We start from the raw sequence: 16,415 nt of genomic DNA on the forward strand, positions 1-16,415 counted from the left end.
TGATGACGGTGCAGCGTATCGCAGATCAATCCGACCTCGCGATGAATTGATGAGCCGGACTCATAAGCGCATGCCGGTTATGCGGCTTAATCAATGCAAGCCAGCTGCCTACCATGGGGCTCACCTGCTTAAGGAGCGCCCGATGAAACTGTTGACCGCCACCACCTTCGCCACCCTGCTCTGCGCGGCTGTCGTAGATGCCGATCAAGCCCGGCCGCGTCCGGACCCAAAGCCCTCCTCTGCGGTGCTGGAAGTCACGCCGCAACTGTATGCCTACACCACCGAGCTGTTATTCGGTGAGGTGTGGAAACGTACCGAACTGGCCCCGCGTGATCGCAGCCTGATCACCGTGTCGGCGCTGATCGCCAACGGACAGGTGTCGGCACTCGCGGACCACCTCAAGCTGGGCCTCGACAATGGCCTCACCCCCAGCGAGATCAGCGCGCTGATCACGCATCTCGCGTTCTATTCAGGCTGGCCGAACGCGATGTCCGCAGCCGCAATCGCCAAGCAGGTGTTCATCGAACGAAACATCCCGGACGAGCAGATCTCGCCACCGGCAGGCGCCGTGCTGACGCTGGACCCCGACAGTGAAGCCAAGCGCCGTGCCGCTGTGGACGCCGGTGTCGGCGGTGTGACCCCGCAACTGGCGCGCTACACCAATGAAGTGTTGTTCGCTGACCTGTGGCGCCAAAGCACTCTCAGCGCTCGCGACCGCAGCCTGGTCACCGTCGCCGCGTTGATCGCCCAGGGCCAGGCGGCGCAACTGCCCTTCCACCTCAACCGCGCGCTGGACAACGGCCTGAGCCAGGCCCAGGCCGCCGAGGGGGTGACGCACCTGGCGTTCTACGTGGGCTGGCCGAAGGCGATGTCGGCGGTGCCGGTGCTCAAGGAGGTCTTCGCCGCCCGCGGACAAGGTTGATGCACACGACATAATAAAAATAGATGATCTTATTAATTCATAAAATAACAATGTCTAATAATTAGCTTATTCCAAAAAAGACTTTCACTCAGGTTTTTTATAGGAATATCTTCGTATCACAGACCGACCCCATGCCTGGCGGAGGACGTACCCCGACCACCAGGAGCCTCTCGCAGGCTGAATGGATCCTTCTCGATATGCCAGATATTCAATTCCCTAAACCGCTGAAAAAACTCCATTGGTCATTGGTGACCAGCTCCCTGCTGCTGGCCACCGCGCCCTCCTTCGCCGACACCACCAAGGAGGATGCCAAGCTCGGTACCGTCACGGTGATCTCCACCGGCCTGCGCGGCCAGGAGCGCACCGTGGCCGACAGCCCGGCGCCGATTGATGTGATCAACAGCGACCAGTTGCTCAAGACCGGCCGCGCCGAGTTGTCCGAGGCCATCGCCAAGCTGCTGCCGTCGTTCAACTTCGGCACCAATATCGCCGGCTACAATTCGGTGACGCGCCCCCTGAGCAACCGCAGCCTCGGCCCGGCCTACACGCTGGTGCTGGTCAACGGTAAACGCCGGCACAACGGTGCCACCGGCCAGCGCGGTTCGATCGACAACAGCGGCGCGAATGCGGTGGACATCGACCTGATCCCGGTCAGCGCGGTGGACCATATCGAAGTACTCAAAGACAGCGCTGCCGCGCAGTACGGCTCGGACGCGGTAGCCGGCGTGATCAATATCATCCTCAAGTCCACCAACAACGGTGGGCACCTGGAAACCAGTTACGGGCAGCTGTATTCGGGCCAGGGCGAAACTATCAAGGTCGCCGGCGACCAAGGCTTCAAGCTTGGTGATGGCGGGTTTTTCCACTTCTCGGCAGATGCGCGCAAACGCGGTGAAGCCTCATGGAACGACAAGGCCGACAACAGCGTGCGCGCATTTGCCGACCCGGCAAAAGAAGCGGCGTGGGATCGCGTGGCGATCAAGAACGGCGACCCCGATCTCAAGGCCTTCAACCTCGCCTACAACGCCGAGTTGCCACTCGAAGACCTGACCCTGTATTCGTTCTCCACCTACGGCGAGCGCGATGCCGAGGCTGCCAACTATTTCCGCCTGCCAACCGGCACGGCCGCCGTGCCCGAGGTGTTCCCCGACGGTTATTTCCCACTCAACAACATCAAGGACCGTGACTACCAGCTGCTGTTCGGCGGCAAGGGCCAGGTGGCCGACTGGAACTGGGACCTGAGCACCACCTACGGGCGCAACAACGTCCACCATTCCAGCGACCTCAATATCAACCCGTCACTGGGCACCGCCTCGCCGACCAAATTCGACAACCTTGCCACCTTCCGCTTCGAGCAATGGGTCAACAACCTCGACTTCACGCGCCGCTATGACAGCCTGTTCAACCTGACGTCGCCGGTGCAAGTCTCGGCCGGCCTGGAACACCGCTGGGAGCATTTCAGTACCTTTGCCGGCGACCGCGAAGCCTACATCACCGGGACTTACCCGGCGGCCTCTGGCGCGCAGGCGGCGGTGACGATCCGTCCTGAAGATGAAGTCAGCCTGATCCGCAACAACTACGCCGGCTACCTGGACCTGGGTTTTGACCTGACCGAGCGCTGGTTCCTCGACCTCGCCGGTCGGGTCGAGCACTACGACGATGACTCGGGCAACACCTTCGGCCTGAAGCTCAACTCACGCTACGAACTGACCGACACCGTGGCGGTACGCGGCACGGTTGGCACCGGTTTCCGCGCGCCGTCGCTGACGCAGATCGGCTATACCGTGGCCGACAACCGCGTGGCGACCGATGTGAACGGCAACGTGGTGCCCGCCGTGACGCGCCTGACGCCGTCCGGCAGCAACCTGGCCAAGGCGCTGGGGGGCGATGATCTCAAGCCGGAAAAATCGCGCAACCTCGGCCTCGGCCTGACCTGGCAACCGGCGCCGCGCACCAGCATTACCGCCGACGCCTACCTGATCGACATCGATGACCGCATCGCACTGACCAGCAACATCTACGACCGTGGCAACGGCGCGATCAACGCGATCCTCGCCGCACAGGGTGTGCCCACCGGCACCTGGGTCAACTATTACACCAACGCGTTCGATACCCGCACCAAAGGCCTGGATGTGGTGGCGGACCACACCACGCCGCTGGATGCCTGGGGCGACGTGCGCTGGAGCCTGGGCTTCAACTGGAACAAGACCACCATCGAAGGCACCCCGGACACGCCGGCGGCGCTGGCCAATTCCGGCGTGACCCTGGTCGGCCGTGATCGCCAGGGCGACCTCACCGATGCCACGCCCAAGACCAAGTGGATCCTGGGCGCCAACTGGAAGGTCGACGACCTCGCGGTCAACCTGCAAACCGCCCGCTATGGCGCGGTCAAGACCCTGGCAGTCAACCCCTCCGGCGACCGCAGCTTTGGCGCCAAATGGATCACCGACCTCGACGTCAGCTACACCTTCGTCGACAGCATCACCGTCAGCATCGGCGGCACCAATATCTTCGACGTGCGCCCGGACAAGCATGCCGTCTACAGCAACCTGGGCCTGGCGCCCTACGGCAACCCGCCGTTCTACCCCGGCGGCGGCTACTGGTACACCAAGCTCGCCTACGACTTCTGATCCACACCTTGCACGCACACGCATCGCCACATGAGGGCAACCCATTGAATACCTCCAACTTGATGAGCCGTCTGCTGGCCCCGTGCGCCCTGGCGCTGAGCCTCGCCGCCTGCTCGCCCGGGAATGACACCCAGGCGGGCAAAACCCTGAACATCGCGTTCTTCGGCGATAACACCACCCTGGTCAGCGTCGATCCATTCCAGGTCTACTGGCTGGAACACCGCGTGCTGCTGCGCAATGTCGCCGAGTCCCTCACCGACCAGGATCCGGAAACCGGCAAGATCATCCCCTGGCTGGCCAAAAGCTGGGAGATCAGTGACGACGCGCTGACCTACACCTTCCACCTGCGCAATGACGTGACCTTCAGCAACGGCGAGCGCTTCGATGCCAAGGCGGTGAAAACCGCATTCGACAGCGACAAGGCGCTGGCCACCGAGCTGCCGGCCACCTTCGGCGCCACCTACCTCGCCGGGTTCGATCACGCCGAAGTGGTCGATGACTTCACTGTCAAGCTGGTGCTCGCCAAACCCAACGCAGGGTTCCTGCAAGCGACGTCCACCACTAACCTGGCGATCCTCGCGCCCGCCTCCTACGCGCTGACGGCCAAGGAGCGCTCCCTGGGCAAAATCATCGGCACCGGGCCGTTCGTGCTCGCCAGCTACACGCCCGAAGTCGGCGCGCACCTGACCAAGCGCAAGGGCTACGCGTGGCCGTCGGCCAATATGAAAAACCCCGGCGAGGCGCACCTGGAGACCGTGGACATCAGCTACATCCCCGAAGAGAGCGTGCGCAACGGCCTGTTCCTGCAGGGCAAGGCCGATATCCTGTGGCCGCGCAATCCGTTCTCGGAAGTCGACCTGAAGCTGTTCCAGTCCAAGGGCGCGACCATCCAGAGCCGTTCCCTGCCGGGCCCGGCGCTGAACCTGTATCCCAACACCCGTGGCGAGCGCATCCTCGCGGACCAGCACGTGCGCCTGGCCGTGCAGAAGTCCCTGGACCGCAAGAGCTACGCGAGCACGGTCTACAACGCCGAATTCCCGGTGGTCGACGGCATTTTCGATGTGACCACGCCCTACTTCAAAAGCCAGGGCAACAAGCTGGCCTACGACCCGCAGGGCGCCGAGCAACTGCTGGACCAAGCCGGCTGGGCCAAAGGCGCCGATGGCTACCGGCAGAAAAACGGCAAGCGCCTGACCCTGAGCTACAACATCAGCCCGGCCGAAACCGCCGGTGACGTGCTGATCCAGGATCAACTGCGCAAGGTCGGCATCGAGTTGAAACTCAGCGTGGTCACCCGCGCCGAATGGGTCGCCAACAACTCCGCAGGCAACTATGACCTGACGATCAACTACATGACCCGCGCCGACCCGATCATCCTGCAAACCATCCTCGACCCGCGCAGCGCCAACAGCTCGACCGTGGCCACCAACACCTATGAACCGGCGATCCTGGAAAAGGCCAAGGGCCTGTTCGATGCCGGCATCACCGCGACCCAAGGCCCACAACGCGCCACGGCCTACGGTGACCTGCAGGACTTGCTGATTGATCAAAGCTCGGCGTTCCCGGTGTATGAACGCGTGTGGCAAGCGGCGACCTCGGCCAAGGTGAAGAACTTCCGCTGGACCGCCGAGGGCTTCGCGCTGCTGGGTGATATCGAGGTCGGCACGCCATGAGCCGCTACCTGATCGGCCGCGTCGGCCAGGCCCTGCTGGTGCTGTGGGGGGCCTACAGCATCACCTATTTCATTTTGTACCTGCTGCCGGGTGACACCCTGTCGATCATGCTCAGCGCCTCGGGCATGGAAGCCGATTCGCTGTCGGTGGCGGACCTGGCCAAGGCGCGCGCCTACTACGGGCTCGACAAGGGCGTGTTCGAGCAATATTTCGACCTGCTGCTGGGCGCGCTGCGCGGCGATTTCGGCCAATCCCTTTCGCTTAACCGCCCGGTAGCCGAGTTGCTTGCCGAGCGCCTGCCGCAGACGCTGTCCCTGGCCGGCCTGGCGATTGTGCTGTCGCTGATCGGCGGGGTGGGCCTGGCCTACCTGACCGCCTACATCCGGTGGGCGCCGTTGAAAAAAGCCCTGGCGCGCCTGCCGTCCCTGGGTTTCTCGGTGCCGGTGTTCTGGATGGGCCTGCTGCTGATCCAGGTGTTCGCGTTCGGCCTGGGCTGGTTCCCCGCCACCGGCAGCCGGGGCGTTGAAAGCCTGGTGCTGCCGGCGATCACCCTGGCGATTCCGAGTGCGGCGGTGTACGCCCAGGTGCTGCAGCGCAGTTTCCAAGGGGTGTGGCAACAGTCGTACATCGTCACCGCCTACGCCAAGGGCCTCACCCGTGGCCAGGTGCAGGCACGGCACGGATTCAAGAACGCCGCGCTGCCGATCCTCACCCTGATCGGCCTGCAGGTGGGCAACACGGTGTCCGGTGCGGTGCTGGTGGAAACCATCTTCGCGCGCTCAGGCATCGGCCGCCTGGCCCAGGAAGCCGTGCTGCGCCAGGACATTCCGGTGGTGCTGGCGATTGTCGCCGTCTCGGCGGCGGCGTTTGTACTGGTCAACCTGTTGGTCGACCTGCTCTACCCCTGGCTTGACCCGCGAATCTCCCACACGCCAAAGGTGTCGTAGACCATGACCATCCTCGAGCAGAATCTTGGCCACAAAACCCTCGCGGCCAGCCCCGTATGGCGTCGGCGCAGCCGCCTGCAGCGTGCGCAAGCCAGCGTGTTGCCGTTGTTGCGCCGGCCGGGTTTCAGCCTGGCGGTGCTGATCGTGCTGTTCGCCCTGGTCGCGGCCGTCGCGCCGCACTGGCTGACCCACTTCGACCCTTACGCCACCGCGCCGGCGGTCAAGCTCAGCGCGCCGAACCCGACGCACTGGTTCGGCACCGATGAGCTGGGGCGCGACCTGTATACCCGCGTGGTCTACGGCTCCAGCCTGTCGGTGCTGGCGGCCTTCCTCGCGGTAGGGATCGCGTTGCTGGGCGGGCTGGGCCTGGGGATTGTCTCCGGCTTTGCCGGTGGCCGCATCGACGCAGTGATCATGCGCTTTGTCGACGTACTGCTGGCCCTGCCGGGGCTGTTGCTGGCGTTGGCGATCGTCACTGCGATCGGCTTCGGCACGGTGCCGGTGGCCATCGCGGTGGGCGTGGGGATTATCCCCGGCTTCGCCCGTACGACCCGCGCCGAGGTGTTGCGAGTCAAGACCCTGCCCTACGTCGAAGCCGCACGCCTGGGCGGCGCCAGTTGGCGACGGACCTTGCTGCGGCACATCCTGCCCAACGCCTGGGGCCCGGTGGCAGTGTTGGCCACCCTGGATTTCGGCGCGGCCATCCTGGCCACCGCCGGCTTGAGCTTTCTCGGTTTCGGCGCCGCACCACCTGCGGCGGAATGGGGCACGCTGATCGCCAACGGCCGGCACTTCCTGATCACCGCACCGTGGGTCTCGCTGCTGCCCGGCCTGTTCCTGGTCGCGGTGGTGTTCAGCCTTAACCATATCGCCCGCACCTTCGAGGAGATCCAGCGATGAGCGCCCTTCACCCGTTAGTCGATGTGCGCCAACTGAGTGTCAGCTACCGACACGGCCAGACGGCGGTCAATCGCCTGTCGCTGAGCCTCGCCCAGGGCGAGACACTGGCGATTGTCGGCGAGTCCGGCTCGGGCAAGACCACCCTGGCCAATGCAATCCTCGGCCTGTTGCCGGACAACGCGCAGATCAGCGCCGGCGAACTGTGGATCGACGGCACCGACTTCACCCACGCCAACGAACGCCAGAAACGCCACCTGCGCGGACGTACCATCGGCCTGGTGCCCCAGGACCCGATGGTCAGCCTCAACCCGACCCTGCGCGTCGGCCAGCAGATCGGCGAAGCGCTGGTGTTGGCCAAGGGCAAGCGCTACCCCGGGGTTGACGCCGACATCGTCGAGTTGCTGCAACAGGTCGGTATCGACAAGCCGGTGCTGCGCGCACGCCAGTATCCCCATGAGCTTTCCGGCGGCATGCGCCAGCGCGTGCTGATCGCCATCGCCCTGGCCGGCAACCCGCGGCTGATCATCGCCGACGAGCCGACCAGCGCCCTCGACGTCACCGTGCAGCGCAAAATCCTCGACCACTTGCAGCGCCTGGTCAGTGAGCGCGGGATTTCGCTGCTGATCATCACCCATGACCTGGGCGTGGCGCTTGACCGCGCCGACCGCATCCTGGTGATGCAACAAGGCGAAGTGGTCGAGCAAGGCCCACCCCGGCAGATCCTCGTCGCCCCCCAGCACGACTACACCCGCGCGCTGATCGCCGCAGCGCCGGCGTTCGCCAGGCGCCGTGAGCCGCCTATCCATATTGATCCCACCCGGCAGCCGATCCTGCGCCTGCAAAACGTCGGCAAGACGTTCGTGCTGCCCAAGGTCAAGGGTGAAGACCCAGCGTTTGTAGCGCTGGAAGACCTGAGCCTGCAGGTCTACCCCGGACAAACCCTGGCCATCGTCGGTGAGTCGGGCTCGGGCAAGAGCACCGCGCTGCGCATCGCCCTGGGGCTGGAGAAGCCCAGCCGTGGCCGGGTCTGGTTCGAGCAACAGGACGTGACCGACCTCAGTTGGCGCGACTTCCGCCCGCTGCGCCAGCGCCTGCAGCTGGTGCAACAAAACCCGTTCGCCGCGCTGGACCCGCGCTTCACCGTGTTCGACAGCATCGTCGAGCCGCTGGTGTCGTTCGGTCTGCTCAAGGGCCCCGCCCTGGAACAGGCCGCGCGCGAGTTGATCAGCCGTGTGCACCTGCCGGTCAGTTACCTGGACCGCCTGCCCCGCGAGCTATCCGGCGGCCAGTGCCAGCGGGTGGCCATTGCCCGGTCGTTGGCGCTGAAACCCGACCTGTTGCTGCTGGATGAGCCGGTCAGCGCGCTGGATGTGTCGGTGCAGGCGCATATCCTCGACCTGCTCGAAGAGCTGCAGCGGGAGATGGGCATTGCCTACGTGCTGGTGTCCCATGACCTGTCGGTGGTGGCCAACTTTGCCCATCAGGTGCTGGTGTTGCGCAACGGCCGGGTGATTGAACAAGGCTCGGTGGAGCAGATTTTCAACACGCCGGCCAGTGACTACACGCGTGAATTGATTGCCGCCATCCCAGGGCGGCAGGTCACGGCGACGGCGGCGTGATCAGCCGCCTGACCCCGCACGCAGCAAACTGACCCTGGGTGTGAGGTTGATCCGCACCCGCTGCCAGTCGACGAATTGCGCCGCCTTGCCGGCCCAGATCGACCTTGCCGTCGGCGGCGCATGCAGGCTCATCTGCGGCGGCATGCGATGGACCCGGCTGGCGCGGGTGAACCAGCAAAGTCTGGTGTAGCGCGGCAGTTCATGAAGTTTGGCCGCGTGCACAGCCACCGGGCAAATCAGCAACAGGTCGCCGAATGCAAACAGCTGGTAAGCGTCCACCTGCACGCGTGCGTCGTCGCGCAGGTGTGTGTGCCATTGCAGTGAATCCAGATCGCCCAGTTTGACCTGGTCCTCCAGGATGAAACGGGCGGCATGGTTCTGGCGGATTTCCAACGTGCCCGCGACGATGTAAGTAATGCTCGACATCGGCCCGCGCGCGGACAGCAGGAACAGGACGAAGAACATCACTACCGATGCGGCCACTGTGGACACCCGGCGCAACAGGCTGCCCTTGACCACGAAAAACAATAGCGCCGGGATCAGGCTGAACACAAAGGAACCAATCGAGAACAGCGCGACAAACCTGACCGCCGCGGCATCGTCCTGGCCGACATAGCTGTCCAGGATCAACAGTGTCGGCAATGTCCCGGAGACCACGGTAAACAGCAGCATGATGGCAAGGGGGACGTACACCCACTTCCGATGGCCACGGGGCGCCCCTTGCGCGATCAGCACCCGCACCCGCCTGATCCGATTCAGGCCGAACAGCGCCAGCAATGTCATGCCCGAAACAATCAGCAGGGCCTGCCCGGCGCCGACGTCTTCGTTCCAGTAAAACGCCAACGCCATGAACGTGGAGAACCCGACCACCAACGGCACCAACAGGCACAACGCAATGCATCGGGTGCTGTCGCGGCGGCTATAAAGCAATGAAACCGACATGCCATACAACCACGCCGACACCATCAGCACCGCCAACTGCAGGGTCATCATGAACATCACGACGAGCACCCACACCAGCAGAGCCGACTTGGCATCCAGCGTGGACATGAAAATATCCGCGCGGCCAATGGCCTTGGTGTAGATGTAAAGGCTGAGCATGCCAAAGCCTGTGCCCAGAAAAATCACCGTCACCGTAAACGGTGTCCAGTGCTCAAGCAGGTGCTTGAACCCTCTGCGAAAAAATACCTGGAACGTTGACGCGGTCGCTGCGGACATCAGATCTCCTTGAAGTAAACCATCCCGGGGGGGCTGTTTTAATCCACAAAGCGCTGCACCGCAAACAGTCTCGACCTGGCGTCCTTGCCGTGGGCCGTCGGCAGCCGAAGCCTTCAAGGCCCAAACACGCGCGGTTTTGCCCACGTCAACCGTTGATAGGCTGACGCAGCCCGCATGCCGATATTGCCGGTGGCCTCACCCGCCAGCCGCAACGGCCTGAGCGGCTGACGGTTGGTAAGCGCGCCACTGGCGGGCACTCGCACGTATCTGCGCATCCAGCGCCTGGCAGTCGGGCTCGCTGGTCGGCGGCTGCCCTGGAAGCAGATGCGGCAGTACCAGCTCGATGGACACATCGCCGCTGAAACCGTTGGCCACCAATGTCTGGTACTGGGCGGCGAAGTCGATGTGCCCGGTGCCGATAGCGCCTCGTCCGGAATCCGAGATGTGATAGATCGCGGTGAAGTGCGCGCAGTCGCGCAGCGTCTGCACCGGGTCGGGCTCATTGATGTTCATGTGGAAGCTGTCCAGCACCATGCGCAGGTTGTCACTGCCGACCGCGCGGATCAGCTCCCGGCATTGCTGCGCCGTATTGATCAACGGCAATTCAAAATGGTTGCACGGCTCGTACAAGGTGGGCACGCCGCGGCGTTGGGCATAGGCGTCGATCACCTTGCAGCACGCCAGCAGTCGCGCGTACGCCGAGGCAGGATCCGGGCAATTACGTGTCCACAGCGACAGGCCTTGCAAGGTCACGGGCACGTTGCCCAGCTCGGCTGCGAAATCGATGACCTTCCGGTAGTAATCCACGGCCAGGTCCTGCGTGGCGTCGGCGCTGTGCTGCGGCCCGGCATTGATCGGGTCGACCGCAAGAATCGTGATGCCTGCCCGACGCGCCTGCTCGCGCAGGTCTACCGGGCAGGCGTCGCGGTGATCACCTGAGTACTGGATGCCGTCCAGCCCCAGCGCGAGCGCCTTGGCCAGCACCGCTTGCGGCTCGCTGAGCCCGAGTGTCCAGGTCACTAAAGCCAGTTTCATAGACATCCCCTCAGCCTTTTGGATGAAACTCGATGGCCAGCCAGATCGCATCCGAATCCGACCAGTAGCGATGCCACGGATAGGTAGGACTGCCCTCGCTGTCCACAAGGGTGAAGGGGTCGTGCGTGTAGCCCGGCGCCATGCTGATCTGCCGGTACAGCGTGCTTGCGTCGCGCTCGCGGAATAACTGGATGCGCCCTGCCCCGTGGATCTGGGTATGAATTTCCACAAAAGGGTGTTCATTGTGCAAGTAACAGTCGGTGTTGGTCGGCGCCCACCACAGGTTGAGGCGAATCGCGTACTCGCGTGCATCCACCACCGCCTCGCGCTGATTGGCGAAGGCGAACGGGTCCAGGCGCACGGCACCAATCTCGTCGTAGCGCGAGATGTATAACGGCGTGGTGCGCGGAAACTTGGCAAAGCGGTTGCCAAACCAGTCCCACTCCCCCAGCACGATGCCGCCCAGGTCGACCTCGCTGCGCACGCGGAACACCGCCATGCGTGCGGCCTCGGCGACCACGGCGTTGAACAGCATGGTGGATTTCCACGCAGGCACCACACTCGGTACCGGGCCGCCGATGCTCATGGGGCGGTAATCGAGGTTGACCACCACGCCCGCCTCGACGGTAAAGTCTTTTACGTTCTCGACCAGGTAACACTCGACGAACTGGTCACTGAATTGCAGCGCTCGCTGTTGATTGAATGGTGTCACTTCGCAGGCCCTATCGGTTCTGGAATAAAGCCCCGCGCTCGTCCATGAGCGCAGGGAGTTGGCATCAGCGCATCAGAAACCGCGGTTCTTCACATACTCGTCGCGGTACTCGCCCAGGTAGTCAGGCACGGTGATGTCCCACCAGCCGGTGGGGTGCATGTTGCTCCAGGGGCGCTCGATCGAGCAGATCGCCTCGATCACGTAGGGCTGATTGGATGCGAGTGCGCGGTCCACCGCGGCGCCGATCTGCAGCGGGTCGGTCACCCGCTCGGCGGCGGCACCCAGCGACTTGGCGAAATCGGCAATGTTGGCCGACCAGGACGCGCCGTCCGGGGTGCGGAAATCGGTGATGATTTCGCGGTCCTCGCCGAACATGTTCAGTTGCAGGTTGCGGATCGCGCCCCAGCCACCGTTGTTGATGATCAGGAAAATCGCCGGTACGCCCATCATCACCGCCGTCGCCAGCTCCTGGCCGGTCTGCAGGAACGCGCCGTCCCCGCAAATGGCAACCACCGGCTGATTCGGCGCGCCCATCTTCGCGCCAATGGCGGCTGGCAGCGCAAAACCGATCCCGGAGAAACCACCCGGCGTGATGTGCTGCTTGGGGCCATACACCGGAAACTCGTTGAACACCTGGTTCTGCGGGTTGCTGGAGTCGGTCACGACAATGGTGTTGCGCGGCAGGATCTTGCGCGCTTCGAACAACACCTGGGACACCGTCATCGGCGACTGATTGCAGGTACGCAGCGGCGCCAGGTGTTCCTCCCACTTGGCCTTCAGGTGCTGCAGGCGCTGGAACATCGGCGAGGTGCTGTAGTCACGCGCCGCCCCGCTGTCACGCAATGCGGCCAGCAGCGCCTGCAGGATCGGCCCGGCGTCGCCGACGATGCCGACTTCCACCGGGTAGTTCTTGCCCAGCTCGAAGCCATCGATATCGATCTGGATCAGTTGGGTCTTGTTCGGAATATCGAAGGTCACGCCGGGCCGGTAGGAGGACGTGATTCGATCACTGAAGCGGCAACCGACGGCGAGGATCACATCGGCCTCGCGGGTCATCGCATTGCCGGGGATCGAGCCGAGGTCGCCGCACGGCCAGGCATACAGCGGATGGTCCTCGGGGATCGAGCCTTTGCCCATGAACGAGGTGGTCACCGCGGCGCCCAGGTGTTCGGCGATGGCGACCAGGTCGTCACTGGCGTTCGCGGCGATCACGCCGCCACCTGCCATGATCACCGGACGTTCCGCCGACATCAGCAGGTGCACGGCACGCGCGATGTCGGCCGGGTCGCCGTGCAGACGGCCGTGGCCACGGTGCGTCTGCGGCGCTGGCAACTCGATTTCCGCACATTCGGCCTGCAAGTCCTGCGGCAGGTTGATCAAGGTAGGACCACGGCGCCCTTCGAGCATCACGTTGAACGCTTGGGTCATGACCCCGGGCAACTGCGCCACCGTGCCCGGTTGCCACCAGCGCTTCACCACGGGTTCCGCCATGCGCGGGAAGTTATCGCCGTGGGGACGGTCGAGTTCCTGCAGCACGCCTTTGCCCAGCATGTAGGTGTGCACACCGCCACTGATCACCAGTTGCGGCAGCGAGTCGGCGAACGCGGTGGCGATCCCCGTCAGGGTATTGGTCGCCCCCGGACCAATGGAGGCGCAGACGGCCGCGATTTGCCCGCTGGAGCGGTAGAAGCCGTCAGCCATGTGTGACGCACCTTGCTCGTGCATGGCCGGCACCAGGGTGATCTCATCCTTGCGGTCGACAAAGGCGTCCAGCAGCGCGGTATTGCCATGCCCCGGGATCCCGAAGACATAGGGCACTTTCTCGCGGATAAGGTACTCGACCACGATTTGCCCACCGGTCATTTTTTTTGTTTTCGTATCAGTCATGCTGCGCTCCTGCTATGGCGTAAAGAGAGAGTGTCGCGGCCTGTTGTTCATCAGGCCGCCGGATAGAGGTGATGCCGAATTCCGTCGCGAGAATATGTTCCGCAGCCCGCAGCGCCTGGGCGGCGATGGTCAAGGCCGGGTTGACCGCGGCGGACGACGGCATGAATGACGCATCGATCACGAACAGGTTCGCGTGGTCATGGCTGCGGCAATAGATGTCCAGGGCCGAGGTCGTCGGATCGCGACCAAATCGCACGGTGCCGCACTGGTGAGAGGTGGAGTGCTTGAGCAACGGCTTGGTCAATACGATCGGGTAACCGCTGGCACGCAGCAGCGCCACCATCTTCTTGATGAACCGACGGTGGGGGCGCAGGTTGTTGCGGCGGATCGCCATCTGGATCTGGCCGTCCTTGATCAGGATGCGGCTGTCGGGGTCCGGTAGGTCCTCCGAGAAGGCAATCCAGTCCATGCTGTGCTTGGCCATGGTGGCGCCGACCACCTTGGGCATGAACGGCACATTGGCCGAAAGCATCCCGCCCTGGAGTTTGCCGAGCATCTGCGCATGGCCCAGTGGGAAGGGATAATCCGGCGCGCCGAAGTAGAACTCGTTCATCGACACGGTTTTCTGGAACACCGTGTCGTTGGGGCGCGGCGACAACCCCATCAATGCGGTCTGGTTGTGTGCCATGTAGTAACGGCCAACCACGTCCGAGCTGTTCGCGACGCCATTCGGCGCGGCTTCGCACGCTGACCGCAGCAGCAAGGCCGCACTGTTTACGGCGCCACAGGAGACCACGATGAGCCGGGCGGTCAGTACTTCAGTCTGGCCGTCACTTTCCACCACGACCCCGGTCACTTGCTTGCCATCCTGGCTGAGCAGCAACCGCTTGACCAAGGTGTTGGTACGCAGGGTCACATTGCCTGTTGCCAGCGCAGGCTGCACCAGTGCGGTCTCTGCCTCCATTTTTGCCGAAATCCGGCAAGGAAAGCCGTCGCAGGTCTTGCACAGCGTGCAGTGGCCGTCAGCCGAATAATCGACCGCCAGCGGCATCGCCGAGGTGCGCGCGCCCGCTGCCCGCATGCCCTTGCACATGTGCTCGACGATAGGCGCCGACGCCACCGCAGGGTACGGATACGGCTTGCTGCGCCACGGCGCCGACGGATCGTCGCGGTCGTCACCGTGCACTTTGAAAATCTGCTCGGCCTGGGTGTAATACGGTTCGAACTCGGCGTAACTGACCGGCCACGCCGGCGACACGCCCTCCTCGTGCTGCAGCACCTCGAAATCCCGCTCGCGGTAGCGGATCATCGAGCCGCCATAGAACTTGGTACAGCCGCCGACGTTGTAGTAGATGCTCGGGCGAAACGGCTTGCCTTGGGCATCCAGCCAGGTGTCGTGGGCGGTGTATTTCTTGTCGAAGAACACCGAGGCCACACGCCAGTTGTCCGCTTCCTTCGGCACCCAGTCGCCACGCTCGAGCATCAGTACGTTCACCCCGTGTTCGGCCAGGCGGCGGGCGGTCATGGCGCCGCCGACCCCGCTGCCGATCACGATGACTTCAGGAGTGGCTTGCATTTAAATCTTCGCCTCGCTGTTGTTGGCAGCTGCGGATGCAGCCGGATGGCCCGCCGAGGCGCCGGGTTTGACCCGCATCAACAGCGGGCCGAAGATCGCGATCAGGCTCATGAGCACCAGCGGCATGTAGAACAGCGCGCCGATGCCGTAGGTGCTCACCAGGTACGAATAGACCGCCGGGCCACCGAGCATGCCGCCAAACCCGATGCCGTTGACGATGCCGACATTGCGGCCCGAGTTGGCCGGGTCCTTGCGCCCCGCCGCCGACAGCATCAGCGGCGCGATACACGCGAGCCCGAGCCCCAGCAGGGCAAAGCCAGCCATGCCCATCACCGGGGCGTGACTCAGGGTTGCCAGGAAGATGCCGACAATCGAGATCGCGCCGCAGCAGAACACCATCGCCGCCGCGCCGATACGCTCGGCCAGCCAGTCACCGGTCATGCGCGCGATAAACCCGGCGCCGGTAAAGAAGCTGATGGCCAGGCCGGCGGTCGAGATGGTCATGCCGGTCTCGCGCACCAGGAACTCCTGGCCCCAGTCGCTGACCGAGCTTTCACTGATCATCCCGGCAATCAGCAGCGCGCCGAAAGCCACCATCAACATCAGCACTTTCCAGTTACGCGCGGTGGGCGCGGCGGCGCTGCGAGTCGGTTCGTGGTTGACCGGCAGCAGCTCGTCCTTGCCGAGCATGAACTGACTGGTCAGCAGGCTCAGCAGCGCCAGCGAAACCCCGGCCACCGTGAAGGGAATAATCGCGCTGTCGGAAGAAAAGCCGGCGAGGTAGCTGGCCAGGATTCCAAACAGAAAGCCGCCCAACGAAAAGTACGCATGAAACGCCGACATGATGGAGCGTTGATAGAACCGTTCGACCTGCACACCGTGCGCATTCAGGGCGGTATCGACCGACCCGCGCAAGGCGCCCAACAGGCATCCGAACATCAGCGCGAAGGTGTATTGCGAGGCAAACCCCAGGGCGATGAGCGAGAGTGGATAGGCCAGCAAGGTGGTGCGGATCACGGTCCGTGGGCCGAACCGATCGACGAAATATCCGACGATGAATGCACCGAAGGTGCCGCCGATGGCAATCCCCAGGGCGACCATGCCGAAGTTCAGGTCGCCGAGGCTTCCCTCCATGCCTAAATGGTTTCGAAACGCGCTCACCCCGACCGACCAGGTGTAAAACAGCGCCCCCATGATCATGAAGCCCGCGAACGTGGCCATTCGCGCTTTCTTGATTCTGGGCGTAACCAGGGAGTTGTCGCGTTTGCTCGATAACATGGATCACCTGTCGAGGGG

Annotated in this window: 12 protein-coding genes; 6 read left to right on the forward strand and 6 right to left on the reverse strand. The window is 63.7% G+C overall.

Features of this window, described 5'->3' with window-relative positions:
- Positions 1–142: 142 nt before the first annotated feature.
- From C9990_RS16645 to C9990_RS16670, 6 genes are all read left to right on the forward strand, one after another.
- Positions 143–922 carry a carboxymuconolactone decarboxylase family protein gene (locus C9990_RS16645; protein WP_106803988.1) on the forward strand — a complete coding sequence of 260 codons (780 nt, stop codon included), beginning with the start codon at positions 143–145 and terminating at the stop codon, positions 920–922.
- Positions 923–1,119: 197 nt separating this feature from the next.
- Entirely contained in the window at positions 1,120–3,552 is a 2,433-nt protein-coding gene (locus C9990_RS16650) for a TonB-dependent siderophore receptor (protein WP_106803989.1), read from the forward strand.
- A 62-nt stretch (positions 3,553–3,614) separates the two neighbouring features.
- Positions 3,615–5,225, forward strand: coding sequence for an ABC transporter substrate-binding protein (locus C9990_RS16655; RefSeq protein WP_106805674.1), 1,611 nt, complete (start codon positions 3,615–3,617; stop codon positions 5,223–5,225).
- Positions 5,222–6,172: an ABC transporter permease gene (locus C9990_RS16660; protein WP_065905052.1), complete on the forward strand. Its 951-nt coding sequence runs from the start codon at positions 5,222–5,224 to the stop codon at positions 6,170–6,172. The genes C9990_RS16655 and C9990_RS16660 overlap by 4 nt, the downstream gene beginning before the upstream one ends.
- Before the next feature lie 3 nt (positions 6,173–6,175).
- The gene (locus tag C9990_RS16665; RefSeq protein WP_106803990.1) at positions 6,176–7,072 is read left to right on the forward strand and encodes an ABC transporter permease; all 897 of its coding nucleotides are present in this window, start codon (positions 6,176–6,178) and stop codon (positions 7,070–7,072) included.
- Positions 7,069–8,691, forward strand: a complete 1,623-nt coding sequence (locus C9990_RS16670) for an ABC transporter ATP-binding protein (protein WP_106803991.1) — start codon at positions 7,069–7,071, stop codon at positions 8,689–8,691. The genes C9990_RS16665 and C9990_RS16670 overlap by 4 nt, the downstream gene beginning before the upstream one ends.
- Here C9990_RS16670 and C9990_RS16675 read toward each other — a convergent pair whose 3' ends face one another.
- The 6 genes from C9990_RS16675 to C9990_RS16700 form a co-directional block, all read right to left on the reverse strand.
- Complete coding sequence (locus C9990_RS16675; protein WP_106803992.1) at positions 8,692–9,909, reverse strand: hypothetical protein; 1,218 nt, start codon at positions 9,907–9,909, stop codon at positions 8,692–8,694.
- Positions 9,910–10,104: 195 nt separating this feature from the next.
- Positions 10,105–10,944: a sugar phosphate isomerase/epimerase gene (locus C9990_RS16680; protein ID WP_157955085.1), complete on the reverse strand. Its 840-nt coding sequence runs from the start codon at positions 10,942–10,944 to the stop codon at positions 10,105–10,107.
- A 10-nt stretch (positions 10,945–10,954) separates the two neighbouring features.
- Positions 10,955–11,656 (reverse strand): hypothetical protein, encoded by a 702-nt coding sequence (locus tag C9990_RS16685; RefSeq protein ID WP_106803994.1) that lies wholly within the window; start codon positions 11,654–11,656, stop codon positions 10,955–10,957.
- Between the two features lie 72 nt (positions 11,657–11,728).
- Positions 11,729–13,543, reverse strand: coding sequence for a thiamine pyrophosphate-binding protein (locus tag C9990_RS16690; protein WP_162946080.1), 1,815 nt, complete (start codon positions 13,541–13,543; stop codon positions 11,729–11,731).
- A complete protein-coding gene (locus tag C9990_RS16695) occupies positions 13,536–15,119 on the reverse strand; it encodes a GMC family oxidoreductase (RefSeq protein WP_106803996.1) in 1,584 nt (527 codons plus the stop codon). The genes C9990_RS16690 and C9990_RS16695 overlap by 8 nt, the downstream gene beginning before the upstream one ends.
- Complete coding sequence (locus C9990_RS16700) at positions 15,120–16,340, reverse strand: MFS transporter (protein ID WP_256595108.1); 1,221 nt, start codon at positions 16,338–16,340, stop codon at positions 15,120–15,122.
- Positions 16,341–16,415: the final 75 nt, after the last annotated feature.

The organism is Pseudomonas sp. S5D5, assembly GCF_003013355.1.
GTDB lineage: Bacteria > Pseudomonadota > Gammaproteobacteria > Pseudomonadales > Pseudomonadaceae > Aquipseudomonas > Aquipseudomonas aylmerensis.

What these genes read in the sequence shown, in the direction of transcription:
- C9990_RS16645 (WP_106803988.1), top strand. Translation starts at nt 143, where the DNA reads ATGAAACTGTTGACCGCCACCACCTTCGCCACCCTGCTCTGCGCGGCT.
- C9990_RS16650 (WP_106803989.1), top strand. Translation starts at nt 1,120, where the DNA reads ATGCCAGATATTCAATTCCCTAAACCGCTGAAAAAACTCCATTGGTCA.
- C9990_RS16655 (WP_106805674.1), top strand. Translation starts at nt 3,615, where the DNA reads ATGAGCCGTCTGCTGGCCCCGTGCGCCCTGGCGCTGAGCCTCGCCGCC.
- C9990_RS16660 (WP_065905052.1), top strand. Translation starts at nt 5,222, where the DNA reads ATGAGCCGCTACCTGATCGGCCGCGTCGGCCAGGCCCTGCTGGTGCTG.
- C9990_RS16665 (WP_106803990.1), top strand. Translation starts at nt 6,176, where the DNA reads ATGACCATCCTCGAGCAGAATCTTGGCCACAAAACCCTCGCGGCCAGC.
- C9990_RS16670 (WP_106803991.1), top strand. Translation starts at nt 7,069, where the DNA reads ATGAGCGCCCTTCACCCGTTAGTCGATGTGCGCCAACTGAGTGTCAGC.
- C9990_RS16675 (WP_106803992.1), bottom strand. Translation starts at nt 9,909, where the DNA reads ATGTCCGCAGCGACCGCGTCAACGTTCCAGGTATTTTTTCGCAGAGGG.
- C9990_RS16680 (WP_157955085.1), bottom strand. Translation starts at nt 10,944, where the DNA reads ATGAAACTGGCTTTAGTGACCTGGACACTCGGGCTCAGCGAGCCGCAA.
- C9990_RS16690 (WP_162946080.1), bottom strand. Translation starts at nt 13,543, where the DNA reads ATGACTGATACGAAAACAAAAAAAATGACCGGTGGGCAAATCGTGGTC.
- C9990_RS16695 (WP_106803996.1), bottom strand. Translation starts at nt 15,119, where the DNA reads ATGCAAGCCACTCCTGAAGTCATCGTGATCGGCAGCGGGGTCGGCGGC.
- C9990_RS16700 (WP_256595108.1), bottom strand. Translation starts at nt 16,340, where the DNA reads ATGGCCACGTTCGCGGGCTTCATGATCATGGGGGCGCTGTTTTACACC.